Source organism: Spirosoma harenae (assembly GCF_054776975.1).
On the sequence record NZ_BAAHBD010000010.1, the window covers coordinates 90,103 to 116,844 of the forward strand.

Consider the following 26,742-nt stretch of genomic DNA (forward strand, 5'->3'; position numbering starts at 1 on the left):
TTGGACCTGCTTAACAAAGTCCTCTGTAAAGAGGTTTTTAAGTGAGTCTATCCAATTAATAGTCAGCTACGTTATGAAAATCTTATGCTATCTCTGCCTTATAGCTTTGTCAAGTAGTCCCGATTTTTCAGACAAATTGGGGCAGAATCCAGCCCAAACAACTTCGGGCGACCTTCAAATCAAAGGATCAGAAAATCAATATGATATTCTGTTACCAACTGACATCCTGTTTGATTTCGATAAATCGACTTTGCGTCCAGAAGGGTTGGCCCTGCTACAAAAAGTAAAACAGCACTTCGCCACCCACGGGGTCGACCAACTTCATGTATGGGGCCATACTGATTCAAAAGGTGATGATCAATACAATTTTAAACTAAGCCAGCGACGGGCGGTAGCCGTGGCCGATTGGCTAAAAAAGAATATAAAAACCAAAGGGCTTATCATGGCTGTTGGTCGAGGGGAGCAGGAGTCATTAGTACCTAATACGAAACCAGATGGAACAGATAGCCCGGAAAACAGACAGAAAAACCGTCGTGTTACTTTGTCTGTGGTTAAATATCCGGATGTCAATAAAATGATGAACAAGGCTAAAAAATCACAGAGTTAGACGTCTCGTTCCATCAGCAGTGCACAGTTAGGTGCTCTTTTTAATTAGAAAACACCTAAGTTTGGCCCCGCAAACCAACGACCATACGCAGTCGCATGAAAACCGTAGATTCCTACAATTTTGCCGGAAAGAAAGCCCTCGTTCGGGTTGATTTCAATGTGCCGCTCGACAAAGAGTACAACATCACCGACGATACCCGGATCAAAGCAACCATCCCAACGGTTATGAAAATCGTGAATGATGGTGGTTCGGCCATTCTAATGTCGCACCTGGGCCGACCTAAGGGTGGTCCCGAAGAAAAATATTCGCTGAAACATCTGCTGCCAGCGCTGAAAGAAGCATTTGGTCGCGAGGTGAAATTTGCGGATGATTGCATTGGTCAGTCGGCTACTGATTTGGCCGCCAACCTGCAACCCGGCGAAATTTTGTTGCTGGAAAACCTGCGATTCTACAAAGAAGAAGAAAAAGGAGACGTCGAGTTTGCCAAAAAACTTGCTCAACTTGGTGATGTTTGGGTGAATGATGCTTTCGGAACAGCGCACCGGGCGCACGCAAGTACAGCTGTCATGGGCCAGTTCTTCGACGAGCGAGTAGCGGGTTACGTGATGCAGGCAGAACTGGACAACGCCAAGAAGATTCTGGAAAACGCAGAACGGCCTTTCACAGCCATTATGGGTGGAGCTAAAATCTCTGATAAAATCCTGATTATCGAGAAACTTCTGGACAAGGTTGACAACCTGATTATCGGCGGTGGAATGACCTATACGTTCACGAAGGCGCAAGGTGGCCAGATTGGGAAATCACTTCTCGAAGCGGATAAACAGGACCTGGCGCTGGAGCTGTTGAAAAAGGCAGAAGCAAAGGGCGTTAAAATTTACATGCCAGTCGATAATGTCTGTGCGGATGGTTTTTCGAACGATGCCAATCGTCAGATCGTAGCAACTGGTCAAATTCCTGATGACTGGGAAGGATTAGATATTGGTCCTGAAACAATCAAACTGTTCACGGAAGTAGTTCTTCAATCAAAAACGATCCTTTGGAATGGCCCAATGGGCGTGTTTGAGTTCGAGAACTTTGCCAAAGGAACAAACGCTATTGCAGAAGCAGTGGTGAAAGCCACCGAAGAAAATGGCGCGTTCTCGCTCATCGGTGGTGGCGATTCTGCATCGGCTATTAACCAAGCGGGCTACGGCGACCGTGTTAGCTACGTCTCGACGGGTGGTGGCGCTTTGCTGGAATACATGGAAGGGAAAACTCTACCTGGTGTTGCCGCTCTGGAATAAACTGCTCATTGACTATTTTTTGTCATTCTGACCGAAAGGAAGAATCTCAACGTTCACTCGTAGGTAAGCTTGAGATTCTTCCCTTCGGTCAGAATGACAAAACAGTGCCGCATCTAGTGAAAGACACATCATTCCTCCACTTAGGACCTCAGTAACACTTTCTGGTTAGCCTTCCCAGCTTCTACCAATTCTTTGGGCAAATGCGCAAGAATTTCCGCTTTGAATGTGTTAATCAATTTCCGCTTCAAAAAACTCCGGTGCATCACCAGACTCACCTCCCGAACGGGTAACGGTTCTGCAAATGAACGAAGTCGACTCTGGCGTGTACTGTCCATATCCAGCGTAGCTAAATAGGGTAATAAAGTAAATCCCCCCTGTTTATCAATCAGCTTGATCAACGTTTCGAGCGAACCGGTTTCGTAATTCAATGCGCTACCGCTATTCGTCTGGCGATCGGCTCCGCATAGTTTGATTACCTGACTTCGAAAACAATGTCCTTCTGTTAGTAGCCAAAGTCCATCAGTACGTAGATCGTCAGGTATAATGGTCGTTTTGTTGAGTAAAGAATTTGACTCAGCTGCGTACGTCACAAAGGGTTCCTGAAAGAGGGGCACTTCGGCAATTCCGTTTTCGGCCAATGGCGTTACCACCAGCCCCACGTCAATTAACCCGTTCCGAAGTCGCTCAATAATTTGCTCCGTAACTAACTCCTGAATCTGCACCGAAACCGCCGGATATTTCTTGATAAATTCCCCGATAAAGTACGGTAACAGATACGGGGCTAATGTTGGAATAATACCTACCCTGAAATCACCTCGAAAATCCTCTTTCGATTCATTTACAATTTCAGGAATACGACGGGCTGCCCGGAGTACATCCCGCGCCTGTGTCAGAATCGCCTGCCCAGTTTCGGTCGGCACAACAGGTTGTTTTGAGCGGTCGAATATCAGGACGCCCAATTCGTCTTCCAGTTTCTGAATCTGCATACTCAGCGTTGGTTGAGTAATATGGCAGGCGTCAGCGGCTGTCGCGAAATGCCGGTACGTATCCAGGGCAACAATATAATCGAGTTGCGAAAGTGTCATAAACTATAAGCGGTACAATTAGTAATGAGTGCAACGAATACTTTACGTTTCACGTCCTATACCGTACGGATATATCTTTACCAAAGAACAAATCTAAAGTAGACCAAACTAAATGAATTTGTCCTTGTTCTATTTTTGTCCATATAATCTCCTCTGATTACCATGAAAACACGTCTCCTAGTCATCTGTTTGGTGTGGTTCAGTGTGCTTCCAGGTTTAGCTCAGTTGCAGAAGATTACAAATCCTCCAGCGCCTGGCTTCAATCTGGCAGGTTCAGACGGCCAGGCGCTGTTGGTTGCTGACCAAGTTATGGCAGCAGTAGGCGGACGGGCAGCCTGGGATGATACACAATTAATTGCCTGGAATGTTAATGGAGTTCGAAAACTGGTCTGGGATAAATGGTCAGGCAATGTACGGGTTGATAATTTATATGACGACCAAACCATTCTACTTAATGTTAACAATGGGATGGGAAGGGTTTATCGAAACGGAGAAGAATTGACAGAACCGGATTCTGTAGCCAAATATGTTCGACAAGGAAGGCAACACTGGCTGATGGATTCCTACTGGCTGCTGTTGCCATTTAAACTTAAAGATAATGGCGTAACACTCAAGTACCTGGGTACTGAGCCTACTCAAAACGGCCTTCCAGCCGACGTGCTCCAGATAAATCTTAAGCAGAACAATCCCGTTGTCGACACTCGGTATAAAATATGGGTCGACAAAAAAACGCGCCTAGTTTCGCAGTGGGCGCAGTACGCCAAACCCACTGACAAACAGCCAATTTTTACCCTTCCATGGGCTAATTATCAACAACACGGCAGTATTTTGATCGCCAGTAATCGTGGCGACCAAAAACTGACGGATATTATGATTTTCACAGGATTACCAGGCGAAGTGTTCAGTGATTTCACTCGAACTGATTTGAGCCGCTATTCTGAGCCAAAATGAATTAATTTTGCAATTCACAACGATCAGTTAACGGTATTCGCTCAAACTAACTCGCTGAATTACCTGTTCTGCCCATTATGGAAGTTTCTGTTTTACAATCTCCCGTTTCTATCCAAAAATCAGTTGGAAAAACGGGCGTTTTATTGGTCAATCTCGGCACGCCCGATAGCCCCGCCGTTCCAGATGTCCGAAAATATTTACGTGAGTTTTTAATGGACAGTCGCGTAATCGACATTCCTTTTGTCTCCCGTTTTTTTCTTGTTAATGGTGTGATTGCTCCATTTAGAGCGCCCAAATCGGCTAAAATTTACAAGCAGCTTTGGCAGGAAACGGGCTCACCCTTAAAGTATTATGGCGAGATCGTCGAGCGTGAGCTTCAGAAAGAACTGGGTGATGATTACGTTGTGAAACTGGCTATGCGCTATCAAAGTCCCAGTATTGAAGCCGGACTAAATACGTTTCAAAAATTGGGTCTGACTGATATTGTTGTCGTGCCTTTTTTCCCACAATATGCCTCTGCATCAACCGGTTCTGTTTACGAAAAGGTGATGACCCTACTTAAAAACTGGGAAGTCATTCCATCTATCAAGTTCGTCAATCGGTTTCTGGAACATCCTAAGTTTATTGAAGGATTCGCCCAGATCGCCCGGAAATACATGGCGACTTACGACTACGACCATTTCCTGTTCAGCTATCATGGTCTGCCTGAAAGTCAGATTCGAAAAGGTGATGTGACGAAAACCGTTTGTCAATTCGGCGATTGTTGCCATACGTTTCAGGCCTTGAATCAGCATTGCTACCGGGCTCAATGTTTCGAAACAACGCGTCTGCTTGTCAAAGCCTTAGGCATTCCTGAGGGTAAATACACAACCTGTTTTCAGTCGCGGTTAGGCAGCGACCCCTGGATTAAGCCCTATACCGACGATATCATTAAAGAATTGCCTGCAAAAGGAATCAATAGTGTACTAGCTTTTTCTCCCGCTTTTGTGGCTGATTGTCTGGAAACGACGATTGAAGTTGGGGTTGAGTACAAAGAAATGTTCGAACAGGCAGGTGGAAAACATTGGCAATTGGTCGAGAGTCTGAACGATAGTCCGTTATGGATTGAGACTCTGGTTGACCTGGTCAAAAAAGCGTAGTCATCCCAGCTGATATATCACAAAAAGCCCGCTTCCTATTTCAGGCAAGCGGGCTTTACATTACGGCAGGTACAGCACAGAAGATTATTAATATGCTATACATGCTTCATAGTTTATAGAACGCATAGTTGAACGAAATGTTTTAGTATATCATCTTACGCAAATCAAACTACCACTTACTTGGAATGGATTTAACGGCTGTTCAAAAAATACGCTGGTATAAATTCAAGGATAAACAGTACTGATTTTATAAATGAGAAAAGGATGATCAGGGGCTTTCCTAAACTGGCTGTTTTTTGGTAGTTTAGTAGGTCCTAACTTTCCTCATTATGACTCGCTTCACTCAACTTTTACTCTGTTTTATTCTCTTAACTTCTCTGCTTACTCAGGCTCAGAAACGGCCGTTGAATGCATCTGATTATGATCGCTGGCAGAGTGTTCGCTCCGAAAAAATTTCGAATGATGGGCGTTGGATTGCTTACCAGGTTGACCCGCAGGAAGGCGACGGGCGGCTGGAAGTAGCGGCCAGTAGCCTGCAAAATGCGAAAACGCGATATGTTTTCCCACGCGGCTACATGGCACAATTTACGCCCGACAGTAAGTTTCTGGTTATGCGATTGAAAGTACCAGTTGCTGATGTGCGTAAAGCAAAGCTCAAAAAAAAGAAACCGGATGAAATGCCTAAAGACAGTTTGCTGGCGTTGAATCTGAGTACAGGGAAGTCGACTAAATTACCCAACGTAAAGTCGTATGCCTTTGGGAAAGAAGCAGGTTCATGGTTAGCTGTTGTACAAGAGCGGAGAGACGAACGTGAACGACCCACTCCTCGAGCCACTGCACAGACCACTAAAGACACACTTCTACCGGCCGCTCCTGTTTCAACAACGACCGTAGCAACTCGCCGAGGCCCAACGAAAAAACCCAAAGGCGACGATCTGACACTCTTCAATATGGCTGATGGATCGCGTAAAACAGTTCGGTATGTCACGAACGTTGCCGTAGCCGATAACGGCCAGAAAATTTTCTACAGCAAAGAATCGGCCAGTGATTCGTTGAAAACAGGCGACAATGCTATTCCAGGTGTATTTCTGTTTAACACGACGAGCGGACAAACCATGCTGGTTGATACCAGTTCGAAACGCAAGATTTACAAAGGATTAGCCATTGATAAAGCCGGACAACAACTGGCCTGGATGGCATCGGCCGATAGCGCCGGGGCTGATGTAAAAGTATTTTCGCTCTATTATAAAAATTTAGCATCAGCGGTTCCAGCGAAAGCAAAAAAGACCAAAGCGCCTGAGCCCGAAGCGCCTTACCGCTTACTAGTCGATACGCTGGCGAAAGTGCTTCCTAAAGGCTGGTCGGTCAATGAGTTCCGCGAACCAAAGTTTTCTGATGATGGCAAACGCCTTTATTTCTCAACGTCGCCAATCCCGCCAAAGCCCACAAAAGACACATTAACACCTGACGATGAGAAGGTTAAAATGGATATTTGGACATGGACGGATACTCGTCTACAGCCAATGCAACAGCGTCGTCTTCGGGAAGAAAAAGAGCGTGGTTTTCTGACACTCTACGATGTAGCTTCCGGAAAAGTCGTTCCACTGGCTAACCGCGAAGTTCCAACGATTGCTTTCGATCCGAAAGTAAATTCACGCTATTTACTGGGTTTGAGCGATTTACCATATCAGGTGCAATCATCCTGGGACCCCGGCCATACGGACTTATATCTAATCGATACGCAATCGGGTGAGAAAAAACGGATCGCCAACGATGTAATGGCCTCGCAACCCAAACTGTCGCCGGGTGGGAATTATGCGTATTGGTTCGATGAGCGCGATTCGCTCTGGCGAGCCTGGTCGATTGCCGAGAATAAACGAATTGATCTGACAAAGGGATTACCTAGTAAATTTTTCGATGAGGAGCACGACACGCCAAATCTACCCGGTGCTTACGGCTCAGCAGGCTGGACAAGTAGCGACCGTTACCTATGGCTCTACGACCGCTACGACATCTGGCAGATTGACCCGACTGGCCGCGAAAAACCAACGAATCTAACGGCAGGTTGGGGACGAAAAAACAATGTCCGACTTCGGTTTTCTGAACTGGCCGACGATGATTCGCCCGGTTTTGGTCGATTCTCCGCTATAGAAAAACCGATCGATCCGAAAGTTGAGGTGTTCCTGACTGGCATTTGGGAAAGTGATAAATCGACTGGAATTCTGAAAAGCAAAAATGGCCTTTCAGCGATGGAGCCAACTGTTCTCAAGCGGAGTAACCACCGCTATTTTGGAATCAGCAAAGCGAAGAATGCACCGATTATGACCTTCTACCGGGGCAATTTCCAGGAACCAATCAATCTTTTCCAAACAGATAGTACGCTGGCAAATCCTGTACAGTTGACCCGTGTCAATCCACAACAGGATAGCATTCGATGGGGTAGCGTTGAGCTGGTTAACTGGGTAGGCACCAATGGTATTAAACTCGAAGGATTGCTTTATAAGCCAGAAGGATTCGATCCAAAGAAAAAATACCCGATGCTCACCTATTTCTATGAGCGTAATGCTGAAACGTTAAACGATTATAAGGCACCAGCTCCCAGCCGCTCAACAATTAACGTGGCTTACTGTGTATCGAACGGATATCTGGTTTTCATTCCGGATATTGTTTACACAACCGGTCAGCCAGGTCCTAACGCGTATGATTGTATTGTGCCGGGTGTATTGAGTTTGCTCGACAAAGGCTTTGTTGATCGCGATCGGCTGGGCATTCAGGGTCAAAGTTGGGGCGGTTATCAAACTGCCTACATCATTACCCGAACCAATTTATTCCGGGCCGCCGAAGCAGGTGCCCCTGTAGCCAATATGACTTCGGCCTACGGTGGTATTCGTTGGGAGACGGGCATTGTACGCCAATTTCAGTACGAAAAAACGCAGAGCCGTATTGGCGGTACTTTGTGGGATAAACCCATGAATTACATTGAAAACTCTCCACTTTTCTTCGCCAATCGAATTCAGACACCATTAATGATGACCCATAACGATGCCGATGGAGCTGTTCCCTGGTATCAGGGAATTGAATTCTATTCAGCTCTCCGTCGACTAAATAAACCTGTTTGGCTACTGGTTTATAATGGCGAAGGGCACAATTTAACTCAACGTCATAATGCTAAGGATTTAAGCATTCGACTCTACCAGTACTTTGATTATTACCTGAAAGATGCGCCTATGCCGATTTGGATGAAAGAAGGACGAACGGCGGTGGAGAAAGATCGCGGTGAAATGAAGTATGGATTGGCGGTTGAGCCAGCACAAATGCAGAGCAGTGGTTCAAACTAGTATCCTATTTGAGCAAATCTGGCTAGATAATGCACTGGAGTGTTCGTAAGTAACGGGCTTTTATGTAACTTTACACAAACAAATTGCCGACATGTCTATTATTAAAAAGCCCTTACTTTACGCAGGTTCACAAGGAGAGCGTCATTTATATACGCTATTTGATAGTGGAGCTAATCTTTCATGCATTCATCCAGAGCATGTTCCAGATTTAGCCCATTTAGAAACCTTGGGCCGAATTAGAAAGATTGCCACGGCCGCAGAAGGTCACTACATTGAAGTTAATTACCGGGTTACGCTGGATTTTTATCTGGAAGATGTACTTCTGTCGGATGAATTTCTGGTCGTACCGGGTCTTAGTGAGGAAGCGATTATTGGAGCCGCTACTATGCAGAAATGGCGAATTAAATTAGACTTCGAACACGATACAGTTCATGTGGACCCCAAGGTTGCGAAAATGCAATTAATCTGAAAGAGAGAGCCGGGCCTTAACACCCGGCTTTTTCATTTTACTGAGCGGCAACGGCTTCTTTTATTACTTCACCTTTAAAATATAAAACCGCAGTTCCGCCTTCAGCATTCGACTCAACAGTTACCGACTTATTGAAAGCGCCAATCGCAGCGGCATTAAACGTAGCTTTGATCGCTCCCGCTTGACCTGGCATCACAGCTGCTTTAGGATACTCAACGCCCGTACAACCACAAGACCCTTTCGCCTGATTAATCACTAGCGGTAATTCCCCTTTGTTAGTAAAAGAGAACTCTACTGTAACAGGCTTCCCCTGCGGGATTCGCCCAAAATCATGCGTAGCGCTACGCCAGTTAAAAACGGCCGCTGGAACCGTCATGGCAACAGAAGCAACTAACAATACCAATGCGCCAAGAAATAGGAAGCGTTTCATAAAACAAAATGGTTTAAGATGATTTCGAAGACCACTCACTCGAGTGACAATGCAAACCTACTTCACTAGCCAACCAGGCGCTGTTAAGCGGTTCCTAACGTTTGTTAATGAGTTGTTAACGACTTAGTAGTGACTTGTATACAATAGTTCAGCGAGTATCTTTGGTTTGTCAATGATTGAAATATTGAGTGATTGACTAATTAACCTATTCCACGTATCACAGATCAACTCAACTGCAACGGCGGACCGTAATTCAATCATTCAACAATTCAATCATTCCTTATGTCTCGCCTTCGCCTACTGGTAATTCTTTCGGTATTTTCCATCATTGGAATTCTGGCTGTGCAGACCGTTTGGGTACGAAATGCCTATGCCCTCCGAGAACGCCAGTTCCGACAATCAGCGTTTATTGCCCTGCAGGATGTAGCTGATGAGGTAGCCCAACTCAACAATTTTACGCTGAATCGATACGCTGTAACGCAACTCTCTGCTGATTACTTCATTGTCAATACAGACGCTCCTATCGATCCGACAACGCTGGAAACGTTTATTCAAAACTCTTTGCAGTCGCATAACTTAATTACCGACTACGAATACGGTATCTATAATTGCGAGACGGACCGAATGGTTTATGGAGCATATGTCAGCACTAGCAGCCCAACGTTAGCCAAGACGCGACTCCATCAAAATAAAAATCTGCCGAAATTCTCCCGCTATACGTACTATTTTGGTATCCGATTTCCGAATCAGGCAGGATTTGTTGCCGGGCAATTAAATGGCTGGCTATGGTCAACGGTGGCGGTGTTACTGGTAGTGGTCTTTTTTGGCTATACGTTAGTTGTCGTGTTGAAACAAAGGCGATTAACTGAGGTACAACGCGATTTTATAAATAATATCACTCATGAACTTCAAACGCCGGTTTCAACCATCCGTATTGCCGCCGATGTACTTCGAACCGAAAACATTACACAACAACCTGATCGGCTGAAGCAATACGCTCGTGTGTTGAACGAAGAAAGTCAGCGTCTGCAAAAACAAGTGAATAGTATTTTGCAATTAGCCCGATCAGAACGTACTGGGTTTGCGCTTGAACCAACAGATGTTGATTTACACGAATTAATGACTACTGCTGCGAACACATTTGGAACGGCCATCACGCTTGATCTACAAGCTGAAAACGCACATATTCGGGCAGATCGTTATCATCTCGAGATGGTCTTAAACAATCTGATTGATAACGCTATAAAATACTGCGATCAGTTGCCTGATGTTGTCGTCAGGACCCGACAGGAAGCTGGTTTATTAAGCTGGTCAGTTAGTGATAATGGAATAGGCATCGCTCCCAAACACCAAAAAGCAGTCTTTCAGCAGTTTTTTCGTGTTACATCGGGCCACACGCACAATGTGAAAGGATTTGGCCTGGGATTGTATTATGTCAGGCAGGTGATTCGAGCACATGGTTGGCAGTTAACGCTGACGAGTGAAGTAGGGCGAGGTAGTACGTTTACGATAGTCACAAAGAGTATAGCTATAGAAAAGAATGTAAAACTGGAGACTTTTCGGTCATTTATTCGTCCAATCGTTTACTCGTTAAAAATCTCTCGCACCTAACTTTGCCGACTGCTCGTATCCTATTTGTTGAAGATGACGTTAATCTTGGATTCGTCATTCGCGATACGCTCGAAAGTGTACCGTTTCAGGTAACGCACTGTACTACCGGAACAGACGCCTGGAGTAGCTTTCAAGCCGAACGATTCGACCTTTGTTTGTTGGATGTAATGCTTCCACAAAGCGATGGGTTTACCTTAGCCCGTCAGATTCGTGCAGTGAATACACAAGTTCCGATTCTCTTCCTGAGCGCCCTTGCTAATAAAGATGATCGGCTACAAGGTTTTCGGCTAGGGGGAGATGATTACCTGACAAAGCCGTTTAGCATTGAAGAGTTAATCCTGAAAATCAATGTATTTCTGCGTCGATCAACTGGTATTGAATCAAAAGCAGTTATCAGTGCTTTCGAACTGGATCGACAAAATTTAGCGCTCACCGTAAACGGACAAACGCAAATGCTTACGCACCGGGAAGCCGATGTATTGGCTTATCTGCTGGATCGCCCCAACGTACTGATTCGACGGGAAGAACTCTTGCGGGCCGTTTGGGGGGATGATGATTATTTTATGGGCCGAAGTCTGGATGTCTTCATTTCACGCCTTCGTAAACGATTCACCTCTATCAATAATATCCGTATAGAAAATGTACATGGTGTAGGGTTCATTTTACGGCAGTAACCAACGACATTTGCAGCCATTATAGTCAGTAAATCTACTACACTTATGAACAATCGATTATCTGCGATTGCCTTATTGATTCCCCTATTTTTCGTCGGTTGCAGAACCGTTAAGCCCACCAATACATCACCGTCGACTTCAGCGCCGACCACAGCTGCTATTACCCAGGAAGGATTTTTAACTTGCTTTGCAGCAGGCACTTCGTTAAATAACCAACCTGTTTGGTGCGAAGCATCGGCCGTACTGTTCGATGGAAAACATATTTTATTTGCCAATGACAAAGACATGCCATCGGGCCAGAGTCCAGTGTTTTTGAAAACACCTGAAGATCTGGCCGATTCGACACAATCACCGACGTATCTAACCCGACCGATCTTTACGTCGACTCGTAAATATGAAGATTTTGCGCAAACGCCTGATCGTCGGTTTGTCTTTCTGACTACTGCGTTCGACCGCATAAAGCCCGGAAGCCATGACTGGGATAGCTACAATACTATTCTCTACTGGCGAAATGGCGATGAGCATCATCCTAATGTACTGGCCCCCGACGATACAAGCCGTACCTCAATTGCCTATCGGGACCAAATTGCAAAGGTATTGGCCACTAATGAGTTTCCGGGAGCAATGCCCTATTTTAAAATCGAAGGATTAGCCGCTACCGATCGTCAGTTGCTGTTCGGTATCCGAGAGGAAGGGAAGTCGTACGATAGCTTCAATTATCGCGCAAAAATCATCAGCGTCTCGTACACAGTTGAGAAAAAAGGTGATGCTGAACGAATCCGCTTATCCAACGACTGGAAAATCATCAACGACTTCGATATTGCCAAAGTTGCTCCAAGCTTACCCTCGCCACTTGCGCTTTCCAGTCTAGAATATGATCCCTACCGAGGGTGTTTCTGGTTATTAACATCGCTGGAAGCCAAGGATAAATTAGATGCTTATCTGTGGACCATTACCCCAGCCGACCTGTACGCTGGCAAGCCGTTTACTCTGATGCGTACAGCTGATGGTCAGCCTGTTCATACACCTGGTCATAAAGCCGAAGATGTGACGCCCCTGGATAAAAACCGGCTTTTCCTTATTAGTGACGACGATCGCATGCGCACAACGGTAAATGGGCAAACTCGTCAGCCCAATCAGGCAGCCTACGCGATTCTAACGGTGAATTGAGTTTATCAGGCTTGCCAAAGCAAGTTTTATATAATTGGTCTATTAACCCCTAAACTCCCTAAAGAGGACTTTGCCTGTGTTTGAATAAAGTCCTCTTTAGGGTTAATGAGCTTTAATCGAAAGTAATTTCTCTCACTTTAAGTAAATCATTCCTTCTCTTTGGCGTAGACAATATCCAGAGCAGCCCCAGTATCGCCCTGCTGCTTCATCCACTGCTCAAGTTTTTGTTTATACTGACGGATGCGTTCCTGATGAGCTGGAGCATCGGCCAGATTAGTTAATTCAAACGGGTCGTTTTGTGTATCGTAGAATTCAATAGCGGGTCGTTTCTCAAATCGCTCGGTGATTCGTTTCGCAGATGGATCGCTAACGGCCTGATCCATCCAGGAAAACCAGACTGAATTTCGATCCCGTTGCGCCGAATTCATCATGAATCGATTGTAATACTCTTTATCGGGAGTCAGATTCAGAATAAGTTTATAGCGCGTGTCACGGATGCTTCGTATGGGATAGGGATTACCTTCTGGAATATTGTTATGAATGCCGTAAGCCAATTGTCGCGTTCCCTTACTTTTACCCTGAAGAACTGGCAAAAAACTTTGCCCATCAAGACCGGCAATTGGCTGACCACCAGCCAGATCAATCAGCGTTGGCGTAATATCTTCATATTGGATAAGCGCATCGGTCTGCGTGCCCCCTTTAATGGTACCAGGCCATTTGATTAACATCGAGCTTTTTTGGCCAGCATCCCACAGGTTCCATTTTGCCCCCGGAAATTGCGCGCCCTGTTCGCCCAGAAAAATAACAATAGTGTTTTTATCCTGGCCTGTTTCTTTTAATAATCGAGTAATATCCCCTACCTGATTATCTAGTCGCCGTACTTCTGCTAAATACTTAACAAACTGCCGACGGGTCACTTTGGTATCCACCCAGTTTTTGGGCAGACTTAATTTGTCTGCATCAAATTCGGTCGTATCCCCCACCGTCCAGGGCGCGTGCGGGTTGATGCTCATAATAAACAGGCAGTACGGCTGGTCTGAACGGGTAATATACTCTTTGATGTCGTTTAACTCATAGTCATCCGTCGGTGCCACACAATTTGGTTCAAATCCTTTGATAATCTCAAATGGGAAAACGGTTTTGGGTTTAGTCACATGGTCTTTACCCGTTAGTCCAACGCGATACCCCAGATTCCCCAGATAATGCCCCACGCTTTTTAGGTTTTTGTAAACAGGTTTATGATTTTGGAACGAGCCATGCCGCACAGGATAAAGTCCTGTAAATAAGGATGCCCTCGTCGGTACGCACATCGCTTCTGACGCATAAATCTGATTGAATTTTAGTCCTTCTTTAGCTAGTGCATCAATATTTGTTGTTCGGAGATTTTTTCCGCCGTAGCAACTTAATTGCTGACTATCCAGGTCATCAGCCATGATAATCAGCACATTAGGCTTCCGCGCTGAATTCGTTTGAGCAAAAACATTGACGATACTGCTGAACGCCAATAGCAGTAGACCAACGATACACTTCTCTCTATGTTCCATCTTATTTAGCAGGTAGCTATTCGGTTCGGGTTTGAATCACTCAAATGTAGTGTTACATCTGATCACTTGCCTGTTTATGTGGAAGAGGCTCCACAACAATAGGCATCTTACTTCCCGTTTAATCTAGTAAAACACTTCGGTAAATAGAGATTTACACCTTTTTTTTGTGCTTCAATTGTTGAGATAACTAATTGATTATAAATCACATAAACTAATCTCATTTCCCATCGACAAAGCGAATAATTAAACTGGTACAGGGTTTGGACATCTAAAAAGCAATACCAATTATTCACAACGCTATGAATTATATGATGAAATCAAGAGGAACAAAGGCATTGGCTTTAGTAATGGCCGTTGCCTTACTATCGGGCAATAATGCCTGCGCTCAAAATAAAAAATTGAACAAATCACAAAAAGGAGCGATAGTAGGTGCTAGTGGTGGTGCTGTTGTGGGTGCCATGATTGGCAAAGCGAAAGGCAGTACGGCTATGGGTGCTATTTTGGGTGCTACCGTTGGCGGAGCTGCTGGTGCTGTCATCGGACACCGAATGGACAAACGGGCCGAAGAAATAAAACGCCAGCTGCCGGATGCACAGGTTGAACGAGTCGGTGAAGGTATTAAAGTTTCATTAGGCTCTGATATCCTGTTCGATACGGACTCTTATGCATTGAAACCAGCTACACGCCAACAACTGAACCAGTTTGCGCAAACGCTTAATAAGGAAGAAGATACTGATATTCTGGTAGAAGGACACGCAGATGCAACGGGTTCAGAAGAGCACAATCTGAAACTTTCTAAACAACGGGCCGACGCAGTAGCAACTTACCTGGAAAGTCAGGGTGTGAAAACGTCCCGAGTTGATGAAAAAGGTTATGGTGAAGCCCAGCCGATCGCTGATAATGCAACGGCATCAGGTCGTCAGAAAAACCGCCGGGTCGATATTGCCATCTTCGCCAATAAGAAGATGCAACGTGATGCCAAAGATGGCAAACTGGGAGACTAAAGAATAGTTCAGCCTACTGTAAGGAATTGATTTGCAGTAGGCTGAATTCTCAAAACAGAGTTACTTACCAATAAATGACAGAACTGATGGCAACGGTTAAAAAAGGAGATCAAGTACAGTGGAATTACGGTCGTGGGAAAGGAAAAGGAACGGTTGCTGAAGTTCACGAAGATACCGTTGAACGAAAAGTTCAAGGGGCTACAGTTAAACGAAAAGGCTCACCAGAAGAGCCAGCTCTCGTCATCAAACAAGGTGATAAGAAAATTATTAAGTCGGCCAGTGAGGTAAAAAAAGTGTGAGGAAGTGATGGCAGATCAATTGAATAACGAACAGAAGTCAACGATCCGAAACGAGTTTTCCGATCTGGTCAATATGTCGGCTTCGCAATTGGAAAAATGGCTTAAGACTGATGAATCGAAATCAGTTGGACAGAAGAAATCCAGTGATAATGAGTCGGTTGGCCATAAATCAGGTAAACACATAATCGATATTCTTCACAAGAAAGTTGATGATTTATCTGATGATGACTACACCCATATGAACAAAGTAAATGGATATATTAAGCGGCATAGCGCTCAGCAACCCGAACATGTAGAGGGTTCAAATTGGGCCTATTCGCTAAAAAACTGGGGACACGACCCCGAAAAATAGTGCCTGTTGATAAGAATGACAAAACATTTGTACCCAACAATTGCTTTCTGATTTACTCAACTCATACAAAAAGGCGGTTTTATTAACCATCTAGCTCAAAAAACGTTATGAATGTAAAGACAACTCGAGGGGAAATTATCGACCAGCTTAGTCGACTCCTGACGCTCAACCATGATGCCGAAAAAGGCTATCTCGAAGCGTCGGAGCATGTAGACGACAACGAATTGAAAGCATTGCTTATCACTCAATCGAAACTGCGGGCCGATTTTGCTCACGAATTAGATCAGGAAATACGGGCGTTAGGTAGCGAACCTGATGATAATACCAGCTTGGTTGCGGATATGCACCGGGCCTGGATTAGCATAAAATCAGCCTTCTCTTCCAACGACGATAAAGCTGTTGTACAAGAATGCCATCGGGGCGACAAAGAAGCGCTCAGTGCCTATAATTCTGTACTTCAGGAAACCGACTTAGTTGCCAGCACACGAGAAATGCTGCTTCGCCAGAAACAGAGCATCGACACGGCCAATTCTACAATGGCACGTCTGGCCTTGGTAGTGTAGTGAATGGTGGGATTGGAAAGCCTACTCTCTATGAGGGTAGGCTTTTTTGTGCCATTTCCTGTAAACAATCCAAAGTCACACTCAGTTTAAAACATTAACTATTCATCTACACAAGCTGATATGAGTAAACCATTTAATGTAGAAGTCACGACGAAATCCATTTCATCAAAGCCGGGCAAACCCTATCCGCTCGGCGCTACCTACGACGGCGAAGGCGTTAACTTCGCCTTATTTAGTGAGAATGCCACAGCCGTTCACTTATGCTTATACGATCCAGCCGATCCTAGCCATGAAATGGCGTGCATTCCGCTAGTCGAGCGAACAGAGCTTGTCTGGCACATATATCTCAATGATATTCAACCCGGTCAGTTATATGGTTATCGGGTTGATGGCGCATACGATCCAGCTGGAGGTTACTATTTCAATCCGCATAAACTATTACTCGACCCCTACGCCCGCGCTATCAATGCACCAATCACGCACGACGATACCTGGCTAGGATACGACCATAGACAGCCAACTTCGGAAGATGGCCGAGATGTGTATCTTCAAATGAGTCAGGAAGATAGCGCACCTACGATGCCTAAATGCGTAGTGGTTGACCCAGAGTTCGATTGGGAGGATGACAAATCTCCAGAGATTCCCCTTCACCGGTCAGTCATTTATGAAGTGCATGTGAAAGGCTTCACGCACCTTCATCCGACTATGGCGAAGTCTATTCGAGGAAAATACGCGGGTCTGGGAGCGCCGGAAAGTATTGATTATCTTAAGAAATTAGGCATCACGGCGGTAGAACTACTCCCCGTTCATCAGTTTACCAACGAAAGTTATTGGGGCTATAACAGCATCGGCTTCTTTGCACCCCAGAATACATATTCATCGTCGGGAATGGCGGGCGAGCAGGTTACCGAGTTTAAACAGATGGTCAAAAATCTGCACAAAGCTGGCATTGAGGTTATGCTGGACGTCGTGTACAACCATACTGCAGAAGGAAATCAGTTAGGCCCTCTCCTATCGTTTAAGGGTATTGATAATCGGGTGTACTACCATCAGGTAGGCGACAAGCCGGAGTATTACATGGATTATACGGGTACGGGTAACACCTTCAACCTCAGTCACCCACGCGTATTGCAGTTGGTCATGGATAGTCTACGGTATTGGGTCACGGATATGCACGTCGATGGATTTCGATTTGATCTGGCCTCCGCACTGATCCGTACTGACGAAGAGTTTGGCAGTGTTTCGTCGTTTCTGGACACCATCGCTCAAGACCCTATTCTGGCTCAGGTGAAGCTGATTGCCGAACCCTGGGACATTCAATCTTACCACGTTGGCGGCTTTCCGGTACCCTGGTCGGAATGGAATGGGAAATATCGCGATACACTTCGAGGTTTTTGGAAAGGGGATGAAGGAAAAGCACGCGAGACCGCCATACGATTGTTGGGTAGCCCTGACCTGTACGGGAATAATGGTCGCTCACCTGCCAATAGCATTAATCTGATTACGGCTCACGATGGCTTCACACTCAACGATTTAGTTAGCTATAACGACAAACATAATGAGGCTAATGGCGAAGATAACCGTGATGGTTCCAACGATAATTTAAGCTGGAATTGCGGAGCCGAAGGCCCTACCGACGATCCTGCTATCAATGAACTTCGTGAACGACAAAAACGAAATTTCCTAAGTACGATGTTCCTCAGCCAGGGGACACCCATGCTCGTCATGGGCGATGAATACGGGCGTACGCAGGGTGGCAACAATAACGGCTATAATCAGGATAGTGAGATTAGCTGGATGAATTGGGATTGGACCGAGAAGCAACAGGCTCAGTTTGAATTCACTAGTCAGCTCACAGCGCTTCGTCGTGAGATACCCCTTCTAAGCCGTCGCCGTTTTTTCGGCAGCGAGCAAGTTGCTTATCTGCGACCCGACGGTGAAGAAATGACAGACGATGATTTCAACGATCCGGGTACTCGTTGTATTGGATTGTTTATCGATGGCTTGCGCGTCGATGAACAAACGGAAGATGGTCAGGATATTGGCGATGAGCAATTGATCTGGATTTTGAATGCGTATTGGGAAGATCTTCCTTTTATGCTACCGAAAATCAAGCGAAAAAAGGCGTCCTGGCAAGTGGTTGTAGATACGGCTTCGGGCGAGATTACACCAAAAGGCGATCCAATAAAAGGCGGTCAACCCTTTACAATGCCAGCTCGCGCTTCTGTACTGTTAAGACTATTCTAACGTTCGCAGTTTCGGCCATTGCATTTAGTTATCTGGGCGATCTACCTGTTTGATTGTAAACGGTGGATCGCCCAGTTGCTTAATATCCGTATTCGATAAAAGCCTCTATCCCAAATCCATAGTTTTTAGTAATAAACAGTACTTATCACGATTTATGTCAACGAAAAGGTTATGAAAAAAGGATGGGCCATTGCTTTGGGAATCGTACTACTGCTTGGGATCGGTGGTTATATATGGTATAGTCGTCTGAAACAGGAAGCGGCCTCCGAAAAAGGCGCTTACGATAACACACTGAAACCACGGCTGGAGTTGGCTCGGTTTGCCATTACGGATATTAGCGATGAGGCTATCCATATGAATATGTATATGCTCATCGACAATCCTTTACCAATTAGTTTCAGTGCACATCAATTAGATTACACTGTTTACATTGCGAACACGCCTGTCGTTGTTGATTCCTACAAAAAGCCAATTGCAGTGAAGGCAGGCGATAGTACATTGCTGGAATTACCCGTTAAGGTAATGGCAGAGAAAGCGACAAAAGTGCTTAAAACGCTGGAACGCAAAGGTATAGATAGTACAAATTACAAAGTAAGATCGAGCTTCGCCCTCGATATACCGATTGTAGGCGAAAAGACATTTGCCATTACCATAGACCGTCGGCTTCCAACGTTTTACATTCCTCAAATTAAAATTGAAGATATTGACTTCGGTACCTTGGGTTTAAAACGAACGGATGTTGCTACCAAAGTGGCCATAACGAACAAAAACAAGTTTCCTTTTAACATTACCGACGCGCATTATACCGTCACGATCAATGGCAAGGAAATAGCAGACGGAGAACAATTGGAGCCGATTCGAATTAAAGCACAGGCTACTACGCCAGTGATTTTCCCCGTAACGGCCCGACCCGGTAAAACGCTGAGCGTACTCCCGAAAATGTTATTCGATAAGAAAGATACTCCTTTCGAAGTTGCCTTCCGTTGTAAACTCATCGACCCAAAAAATGATCCCATGATTCAGCATAGCAAATTCATGGCTACAATTAAAGGCACGTTGGCCGACTTCAAGAAGCTCAAGAAGTAACTGTATGTCAGGAAGTAGAGGTATTTATCTCTATCTTGTGCGTCCATTTCAAAACTTCCTCGCTGAATATGCTCAAGTCTGACTTCATGCTGTATTTCTGGAATTTTATTGTTTTTCTATTCTGGATACTTATTGTTGTAACAGTCATCAAATTGCTGATCGTCCTTTTCAAAGCAGACCGCACCCTTGATGAGCTACGTGAGTATATGAAACGACGCTCTTAGTCCACTTATAGTGTTTGAAATGGCTCTGTCCGATATATAGTCCGTTTACATATAAAATGCCTGTAATCAGCTGACTACAGGCATTTTATATACTATAGATAAGTAACTGAAAGACTTACAGCTGAGGCTGTTCGGCTACCATTGTTTCATCAACATGACCAGATGCTCTACGGTTACCTGCCCAGAACCACAGGGCGGTGAAGGCAACTATAAGAATAATCGGGAAGGTCATCATAGTTGACAGGGTAGCTTGTCCCGCTGCTAATTCCAGCGCAGGACCAGTTAATCCCTTGGATGCGGCTTCAGCATGATCTCCATCAATCCATCGACCAATAATGGGCTGGAAGATAGATGTTGATAACATACCCACCCCGCCAATTATAGACATTCCTAATGCTCCGCTTAAGGGAACTCGCTGCGCAACAAATCCGATCATGGTTGGCCAGTTAAAGCATACACCAAGGCCGAATATGACAGCGGCTACGTAAGCAACTGGACCTGTAACGGTACTGAACATATAGATACCAATGGCGGCTAAAATAGCTCCTCCAAGCAGAACGCCCGTCTGTCCTAATTGATCAACTACCGGACCGGTGAAAAGGCGACCAACCGTCATTACGCCAAATGTCAATGCTAAAACCAGCATGGCATCCGCTCCGCTGCTACTTAACACAACAGCTACCCACTGGTTAGGACCAAACTCAGTAATGGCTGTTAGTGCCATGCAGCAGAACAAAGCAATATATAAAGGCGTTAGCATCGCCTGGAAGTTTTTCGCTAATGACGTAACACCTTCCACTTTTGGTTTTGGGAAAGCCTGTCCGAAGAACATGAATGCATAGACTATAGTAGGAAGCATAAGCACCCAAATCTGTGCCTGCCATGAAAAACCTCCAGAAGTCATGAATTTGGAGATCAAACTCCCAATAACAATTCCCCCAGGAAACCACATATGGAATCGTCCCAGCATTTTGTTCAGCTTATTGCTGGAATACATATCGGCAATCATCGGATTACAGGCAGCTTCTGTACATCCGTTACCAAAGCCAATAAAGAATGTCGAAATCAATAGGCTAGCGTAACCACCTGAATAAATAGTTAATAAAATACCCAGGGTGTGCGCAACAACGGCAACCTGCATAATTATTTTAGGCCCCACTGAGTGATAGACTATCCCACCAATAACCATTGAAATAGGAAAGCCAAAAAAGAACATGGAGTTAATAAAGCCTAATTGCTCGGCCGTCAGGCCAAAATCAGCTCCTAATTGAGGCAGAATGCCCGCCCGAATACTGAATGAAAAGGCCGTCGTAATAATAGCTAGGCAACTAGCTATAAACAGCCTGGAAGGATTAACTTGGTTCATTTTTCGAGAAAAGGGATTTAGTGAGTTTTTAAATTGATTAACGAACAAAAGACGAGAGCAAAGACAAACTCCCCGTTTTGCGAGGGTTTTCGTGCAAATTTTCCGAAAAATAAGAGAAAACCGCTAATTTCCAGCCGCGAAAAAAGGAGCGTTTTGAAAGTCTGTTCTATTATGTCAAGTTTCAGATTTCAAGTTTATCGAATGAAATGGAAAACTTGACACCTGAAACTTGACACAAACTATAGTAAACTAACCACTATACTCCTCTTTTCTAATCTCTTTACTCTCAACTTCATTACCAATGCACAGAAAATTGCGAATGGGTATGGTTGGTGGAGGGCTCGATGCGTTCATCGGCGCCGTACACCGTCGGGCGGCTAGTTTCGACAACGAAATAGAATTGGTTTGTGGCTGTTTTAGTTCGTCACCCGACAAATCGAAAGCGGCTGGTCACGCGCTTTACCTACCCGAAAATCGAGTTTACACTTCATTTCAGGAAATGATTGAGCAGGAAAAAGCCCTGCCCGAAGGCGAACGCATGGATTTCATCTCGATTGTTACGCCGAATCACATGCATTTTCCGCCAGCTAAAATGGCCCTCGAAAATGGTTTCCATGTGATGTGCGACAAACCGATGACGCTTACACTCGACGAGGCTAAAGAACTGGCTAAAATCGTTGAGAAATCGGGGTTAGTATTCGGTCTGACACACAACTATACCGGCTATCCAATGGTGAAAGAAGCCCGCGACATGGTGAAAAATGGGAAGTTGGGCAAGATTCGGAAAGTGGTTGTCGAATACCCTCAAGGTTGGTTATCGAAAAAAGAAGAGGATACTGATTACAAACAAGCCATCTGGCGCACCGATCCGGCTAAATCAGGAGCAGCGGGTTGTATGGGCGATATTGGAACGCATGCAGAAAACCTGGCCGAATACGTAACCGGCCTAAAAATCAGCCAACTCTGTGCCGATTTGACGGCGTTCGTTCCGGGCCGTATGCTTGACGATGACGGCAATGTATTGCTGCATTTTGAAGGCGGTGCGAAAGGAGTTCTGCACGCCAGTCAGATTGCCAATGGAGAAGAGAATGCGTTGAAAATCTTTGTGTATGGCGAATTGGGCGGCCTGGAATGGCACCAGATGGAGCCTAACACTCTCAAATACAAGACTCAGGAAGGCCAGCGTATCATTCGTCCGAATGTGGGTGATTTGTCAGCCTCGGCCAAAGCCCACTGGCGCATGCCATCAGGTCACCCTGAAGGCTTCTTTGAAGCGTTTGCCAACCTTTACCGCAATTTCGCCTATGCCGTAAAAGCCCACATGGAAGGGCGCGATCCCGACCCAATTTATGACTTCCCAAGTGTAGAAGATGGTGTTCGCGGTCTAGCCTTCATCGATACCGTCATTGCCTCAAACCAGTCTGACGAAAAGTGGACGAAGTTTGTCTCATAGTTTAAATTTCTTACAAAACCCTTATGCAAAAAATCAATGTTGGTGTCGTCGGCACCGGGTTCATTGGGCCAGCGCACATCGAAGCCCTGCGTCGCTTACCGAATACGAATGTTCTGGCACTCTGCGAAGTGACGCAAGAATTGGCTCGCCAGAAAGCAGATCAGTTAGGAATTGAACGGGCTTGTACGTTTGATGAGCTGCTGAAGATGGACGACATTAAAGTGGTCCATATCTGTACACCCAACTTCCTGCACTATTCGCAATCGAAAGCAGCTTTGCTGGCAGGTAAGCATGTCGTCTGCGAAAAACCGCTGGCAAAGGACCTACACGAAGCGGAAGAACTGGTGCAACTGGCCAAAGAAACCGGCTTGGTAAACGCAGTCCATTTCAACCTACGCTATTATCCGTTGGTGCGTCAGATGAAAGTCATGCGTGAGCAGAACGATTTGGGCGAAGTTTACTCCGTACTTGGCTCCTACCTACAGGATTGGCTTTTCTACGATACCGACTATAACTGGCGTCTGGAGCCCGATAAATCAGGCGATTCACGCGCCATTGCCGACATTGGTTCGCACTTAATGGACAGTCTGGAATACATTACGGGTCTGAAAACAGTAGCCGTCATGGCCGATTTCAATACCATCCATAAGTTCCGGAAGAAGCCGCTGAAGCCCGTTGAAACCTATTCAGGCAAAATGCTTAAACCCGAAGATTATGCCGACGTCCCCATCAATACTGAGGATCACGCCAATGTACTTCTGCGATTCGATAATGGAAATAAAGGCAGCATTACGGTGTCGCAGGTATCGGCGGGACGTAAGAACCAGATGAAGCTGGAAATTGCAGGATCCAAAAAGACATTTGCCTGGAATTCTGAAGCACCTAACCAGATGTGGATCGGCAATCGAGACGGAGCAAACGAGTCGTTCATGCGCGATCCATCGCTGGCACATCCAGAAGCTCGTTCGGTAATGTCGTTCCCCGGCGGTCACAACGAAGGATTTCCTGACACATCGAAACAGTTGTTTAAGGAGGTTTACGACGCTGTTGCGGCTGGCAAACAACCTGAGAAACCAACCTATCCAACTTTTGCGGACGGCTATCGTGAATTATTGATTTGCGAGAAAATTCTGGAGTCGAACCGAAAGCAGGCGTGGGTAGAGATTTAAACTAAAAACGCGGTCTGACTGATTTCAGACCGCGTTTTTACGCTATATATTCGATGCGTATTTGCTTTTATGCAAGACAATTCGTTTACCCTCGTCAAACTGTTCGACATCAAGGATTTCTTCAAATCGAATGACATCTTCGGAAAGAAGTTCAAGGATACGTTCGTTTTGACGATCATTCCGTTTCAACAGGTGTTCATGTCGGGTTAAAATCTCAGAATGCTCTTTAAGGATTTCGGAATGTTCCTTTAGGATTGCGCTGTGACCATCAAGGCGTTGATTGGTACCAACTAACTCGCTCTTGACATTGCGTAATTCGTCAATAAAAATATCCTGCTTGATTAGCATCTCAGCAAGCAACTCAACTATTCGTCCTTCGTTTTGCATAATTCAACTCCATTTGTCAGCAATATAAAGAAATTAGAAGACAAAAATCACCCTATTACCAGAATAGTATGAAAACAATGAAAGGACCGGGCATTTTTCTTGCCCAATTTTTAGGCGATGCCGAACCCTTTAATTCGCTCGATTCCATTGCCAAATACATGGCCGATCTTGGCTACAAAGGTATCCAGATCCCAACCTGGGACCCTCGCCTAATCGATCTAAAAAAAGCCTCTGAAAGTCAAACGTATTGCGACGAACTGAAAGGTAAGTTAACAGATATTGGGGTTGAAATCACCGAGTTGGCTACACACCTACAAGGCCAATTAGTAGCCGTTCACCCAGCCTATGGCCCAATGTTCGATGGCTTCGGACCAGCTGAACTGGCGGGAAAACCTAAAGAGCAGCAGGCCTGGGCCGTTGACCAGTTGATTATGACAGCCAAAGCCAGTAAAAATCTTGGTCTTAAAGCTAGTCCGACGTTTTCGGGTGCGTTGCTTTGGCCGTTTATTTATCCGTGGCCGCAACGTCCGGCAGGTTTGGTAGAAACTGGTTTTACCGAACTCGCTAATCGTTGGAAACCAATCCTGGATGCTTACGAAGATGCTGGTGTCGATCTGGCCTATGAATTACACCCCGGCGAAGATCTACACGACGGTATTACGTTCGAGATGTTCCTCGAAAAAACAGGCAATCACCCACGTGTAGGTATCAATTACGACCCAAGTCACTTCGTCTTGCAGCAACTCGATTACCTGCAATTCATTGATTTCTACCACGAGCGTATTTATGCCTACCACGTAAAAGATGCGGAGTTTAACCCAACAGGTAAACAAGGTGTATACGGCGGTTATCAGGGATGGGTCGAACGTGCTGGTCGATTCCGTTCACTAGGCGACGGACAAGTTGATTTCTCAGGTATCTTCTCGAAACTAGCACAATATGATTATGACCGGTGGGCCGTACTGGAATGGGAGTGCGCACTAAAACACCCAGAACAAGGAGCTGCCGAAGGTGCCCCATTTATAGAAAGCCACATTATCCGCGTCACCGAACGCGCCTTCGACGATTTCGCTGGCACTGGTGCTGACGAAGCTTTCAACAAGAAAGTGCTAGGATTGTAATAACATAAAAAGGCCTGCCGGTTATCTCGCAGGCCTTTTTTAATTCCATAAAGACCGTGCGCATTTTTGGCGAAATAGAAGGAATTCTCGAAGGCAGCGAATTCGAAAATCGCTACTATTTGTCATACTATGGCGTGCATAAACCACTTCAGGCAGGTATAAGTGGTTCTCAGACTGAAGGAGCAGATTCTATTGTCCTCTCAGGTGGTTATGAGGATGATGAAGATTATGGAGATATAATTATTTACACTGGTCATGGTGGCCGAAGTCAATCGACAGGAGCTCAAGTTGCGGATCAACAACTCACCCACCAAAATTTAGCATTGGTTTTAAATTGTCAAAGGGGATTGCCTGTGCGAGTAGTACGTGGCTATAATCATAAATCTCCTTTCTCTCCAGAACAAGGTTACCGCTATGATGGGCTGTACCGTATTGAGTCATACTGGCGCGAGAAAGGGTTGTCTGGTTTTTTTGTATGGCGCTTTCAATTAATTAAAATAGATCAGATAACTGGTCCTAATGTAGTAGGGGAAGAACAGCCTGTTTATGGAAAGCCAAATCGAGCTGAGACAACTATTCAACGAATTATCAGAAATTCTTCGCTGTCACTCTACGTAAAAGAATTATATGACTTTAAATGCCAAGTATGTCAATTGGGAGTTGTAACAAATACAGGATTATATGCAGAAGCGGCCCACATTCAGCCTTTGGGACTTCCTCACAATGGCCCTGACATCCTTGACAATCTTTTATGTTTATGCCCCAATCATCATATTATGCTTGACTTTGGCGGGTTTGGAATAGCAGATGATCTAGTTTTAATAGGGGTTGAGGGTAAATTATATAGAAAATCTAAACACAACATCGATCAGAAATATTTACAATATCATCGCGAGCATTTCATGCTACTAAATCAATAGTACTAATAAAACAACAAACACAATGGCAGGTCAGGGATCGGGTGGTAACGTATTAGCGGCCCTTTGCAGTTTTTTCATTCCGGGGTTAGGGCAATTGTTGCAGGGTCGCCTGATGATTGCCATTGTTCAATTTGTATTGGCCGCTGTCCTTTGGTTCTTCTTACTCGGCTGGGTCATTCATTTGTGGTCGATTCTGGACGCAGCCCGCTATAAGCCCAACTCCTAACGTCTGCGAGTAGCCCGCTTAAAT

At 45.2% G+C, this 26,742-nt stretch carries 26 protein-coding genes; 21 read left to right on the forward strand and 5 right to left on the reverse strand.

Features of this window, described 5'->3' with window-relative positions:
• Positions 1-73 precede the first annotated feature (73 nt).
• A complete protein-coding gene (locus ACYVE4_RS14305) occupies positions 74-607 on the forward strand; it encodes an OmpA family protein (protein ID WP_461040830.1) in 534 nt (177 codons plus the stop codon).
• 95 nt (positions 608-702) lie between these two features.
• Positions 703-1,890: a phosphoglycerate kinase gene (locus ACYVE4_RS14310; protein ID WP_461040831.1), complete on the forward strand. Its 1,188-nt coding sequence runs from the start codon at positions 703-705 to the stop codon at positions 1,888-1,890.
• Between the two features lie 140 nt (positions 1,891-2,030).
• Here the strand turns inward: ACYVE4_RS14310 and ACYVE4_RS14315 are convergent, their stop codons facing one another.
• Entirely contained in the window at positions 2,031-2,975 is a 945-nt protein-coding gene (locus ACYVE4_RS14315; protein ID WP_461040833.1) for a LysR substrate-binding domain-containing protein, read from the reverse strand.
• Between the two features lie 162 nt (positions 2,976-3,137).
• Here ACYVE4_RS14315 and ACYVE4_RS14320 point away from each other — a divergent pair, with 162 nt between their 5' ends.
• From ACYVE4_RS14320 to ACYVE4_RS14335, 4 genes are all read left to right on the forward strand, one after another.
• Complete coding sequence (locus ACYVE4_RS14320) at positions 3,138-3,926, forward strand: hypothetical protein (protein WP_461040834.1); 789 nt, start codon at positions 3,138-3,140, stop codon at positions 3,924-3,926.
• A gap of 77 nt (positions 3,927-4,003) precedes the next feature.
• A complete protein-coding gene (gene hemH, locus ACYVE4_RS14325) occupies positions 4,004-5,065 on the forward strand; it encodes a ferrochelatase (RefSeq protein WP_461040836.1) in 1,062 nt (353 codons plus the stop codon).
• A gap of 329 nt (positions 5,066-5,394) precedes the next feature.
• Positions 5,395-8,403, forward strand: coding sequence for an alpha/beta hydrolase family protein (locus ACYVE4_RS14330; protein WP_461040837.1), 3,009 nt, complete (start codon positions 5,395-5,397; stop codon positions 8,401-8,403).
• 91 nt (positions 8,404-8,494) lie between these two features.
• On the forward strand, positions 8,495-8,872 hold the full coding sequence (locus ACYVE4_RS14335) for a pepsin/retropepsin-like aspartic protease family protein (protein ID WP_461040838.1): 378 nt from the start codon (positions 8,495-8,497) through the stop codon (positions 8,870-8,872).
• Between the two features lie 37 nt (positions 8,873-8,909).
• On the opposite strand, the gene ACYVE4_RS14340 is transcribed toward ACYVE4_RS14335, so the two are convergent.
• Positions 8,910-9,302, reverse strand: coding sequence for a DUF1573 domain-containing protein (locus ACYVE4_RS14340; RefSeq protein ID WP_461040839.1), 393 nt, complete (start codon positions 9,300-9,302; stop codon positions 8,910-8,912).
• A gap of 282 nt (positions 9,303-9,584) precedes the next feature.
• On the opposite strand from ACYVE4_RS14340, the gene ACYVE4_RS14345 reads away from it, so the two are divergent.
• Genes ACYVE4_RS14345 through ACYVE4_RS14355 form a run of 3 tightly spaced genes read left to right on the forward strand, consistent with a single transcriptional unit; the run spans position 9,585 to position 12,757 of the window.
• A complete protein-coding gene (locus ACYVE4_RS14345) occupies positions 9,585-10,913 on the forward strand; it encodes a sensor histidine kinase (protein ID WP_461040840.1) in 1,329 nt (442 codons plus the stop codon).
• 2 nt (positions 10,914-10,915) lie between these two features.
• Positions 10,916-11,587, forward strand: coding sequence for a response regulator transcription factor (locus tag ACYVE4_RS14350; protein WP_461040841.1), 672 nt, complete (start codon positions 10,916-10,918; stop codon positions 11,585-11,587).
• Positions 11,588-11,632: 45 nt separating this feature from the next.
• On the forward strand, positions 11,633-12,757 hold the full coding sequence (locus ACYVE4_RS14355) for a hypothetical protein (protein ID WP_461040842.1): 1,125 nt from the start codon (positions 11,633-11,635) through the stop codon (positions 12,755-12,757).
• Between the two features lie 146 nt (positions 12,758-12,903).
• On the opposite strand, the gene ACYVE4_RS14360 is transcribed toward ACYVE4_RS14355, so the two are convergent.
• A complete protein-coding gene (locus tag ACYVE4_RS14360; protein ID WP_461040843.1) occupies positions 12,904-14,301 on the reverse strand; it encodes a sulfatase family protein in 1,398 nt (465 codons plus the stop codon).
• 299 nt (positions 14,302-14,600) lie between these two features.
• Between ACYVE4_RS14360 and ACYVE4_RS14365 the strand changes: the two genes are divergently transcribed.
• The 7 genes from ACYVE4_RS14365 (at position 14,601) to ACYVE4_RS14395 (ending at position 20,076) form a co-directional block, all read left to right on the forward strand.
• Entirely contained in the window at positions 14,601-15,305 is a 705-nt protein-coding gene (locus tag ACYVE4_RS14365) for an OmpA family protein (RefSeq protein WP_461040844.1), read from the forward strand.
• A gap of 86 nt (positions 15,306-15,391) precedes the next feature.
• Positions 15,392-15,604 (forward strand): hypervirulence associated TUDOR domain-containing protein, encoded by a 213-nt coding sequence (locus ACYVE4_RS14370; protein ID WP_461040845.1) that lies wholly within the window; start codon positions 15,392-15,394, stop codon positions 15,602-15,604.
• Positions 15,605-15,611: 7 nt separating this feature from the next.
• Entirely contained in the window at positions 15,612-15,956 is a 345-nt protein-coding gene (locus ACYVE4_RS14375; protein WP_461040846.1) for a DUF3140 domain-containing protein, read from the forward strand.
• 107 nt (positions 15,957-16,063) lie between these two features.
• Complete coding sequence (locus tag ACYVE4_RS14380) at positions 16,064-16,519, forward strand: ferritin-like domain-containing protein (RefSeq protein WP_461040847.1); 456 nt, start codon at positions 16,064-16,066, stop codon at positions 16,517-16,519.
• Positions 16,520-16,639: 120 nt separating this feature from the next.
• Positions 16,640-18,766, forward strand: a complete 2,127-nt coding sequence (gene glgX, locus ACYVE4_RS14385; RefSeq protein ID WP_461040848.1) for a glycogen debranching protein GlgX — start codon at positions 16,640-16,642, stop codon at positions 18,764-18,766.
• A gap of 171 nt (positions 18,767-18,937) precedes the next feature.
• Positions 18,938-19,852, forward strand: a complete 915-nt coding sequence (locus ACYVE4_RS14390; RefSeq protein ID WP_461040849.1) for an LEA/WHy family protein — start codon at positions 18,938-18,940, stop codon at positions 19,850-19,852.
• A gap of 68 nt (positions 19,853-19,920) precedes the next feature.
• Entirely contained in the window at positions 19,921-20,076 is a 156-nt protein-coding gene (locus tag ACYVE4_RS14395) for a hypothetical protein (RefSeq protein ID WP_461040850.1), read from the forward strand.
• Positions 20,077-20,191: 115 nt separating this feature from the next.
• Here ACYVE4_RS14395 and ACYVE4_RS14400 read toward each other — a convergent pair whose 3' ends face one another.
• A complete protein-coding gene (locus tag ACYVE4_RS14400) occupies positions 20,192-21,442 on the reverse strand; it encodes an MFS transporter (RefSeq protein ID WP_461040851.1) in 1,251 nt (416 codons plus the stop codon).
• A 319-nt stretch (positions 21,443-21,761) separates the two neighbouring features.
• On the opposite strand from ACYVE4_RS14400, the gene ACYVE4_RS14405 reads away from it, so the two are divergent.
• On the forward strand, positions 21,762-22,895 hold the full coding sequence (locus ACYVE4_RS14405) for a Gfo/Idh/MocA family protein (protein WP_461041306.1): 1,134 nt from the start codon (positions 21,762-21,764) through the stop codon (positions 22,893-22,895).
• Between the two features lie 23 nt (positions 22,896-22,918).
• On the forward strand, positions 22,919-24,064 hold the full coding sequence (locus ACYVE4_RS14410; RefSeq protein ID WP_461040852.1) for a Gfo/Idh/MocA family protein: 1,146 nt from the start codon (positions 22,919-22,921) through the stop codon (positions 24,062-24,064).
• 42 nt (positions 24,065-24,106) lie between these two features.
• Here the strand turns inward: ACYVE4_RS14410 and ACYVE4_RS14415 are convergent, their stop codons facing one another.
• Positions 24,107-24,451: a hypothetical protein gene (locus tag ACYVE4_RS14415; protein ID WP_461040853.1), complete on the reverse strand. Its 345-nt coding sequence runs from the start codon at positions 24,449-24,451 to the stop codon at positions 24,107-24,109.
• A 68-nt stretch (positions 24,452-24,519) separates the two neighbouring features.
• Here ACYVE4_RS14415 and ACYVE4_RS14420 point away from each other — a divergent pair, with 68 nt between their 5' ends.
• The 3 genes from ACYVE4_RS14420 to ACYVE4_RS14430 are packed head-to-tail and all read left to right on the forward strand — an operon-like array spanning position 24,520 to position 26,718.
• Positions 24,520-25,572 carry a sugar phosphate isomerase/epimerase family protein gene (locus tag ACYVE4_RS14420; RefSeq protein WP_461040854.1) on the forward strand — a complete coding sequence of 351 codons (1,053 nt, stop codon included), beginning with the start codon at positions 24,520-24,522 and terminating at the stop codon, positions 25,570-25,572.
• Between the two features lie 56 nt (positions 25,573-25,628).
• Positions 25,629-26,492 (forward strand): YDG/SRA domain-containing protein, encoded by an 864-nt coding sequence (locus tag ACYVE4_RS14425; protein WP_461040855.1) that lies wholly within the window; start codon positions 25,629-25,631, stop codon positions 26,490-26,492.
• Positions 26,493-26,514: 22 nt separating this feature from the next.
• The gene (locus ACYVE4_RS14430) at positions 26,515-26,718 is read left to right on the forward strand and encodes a hypothetical protein (RefSeq protein ID WP_461040856.1); all 204 of its coding nucleotides are present in this window, start codon (positions 26,515-26,517) and stop codon (positions 26,716-26,718) included.
• Positions 26,719-26,742: the final 24 nt, after the last annotated feature.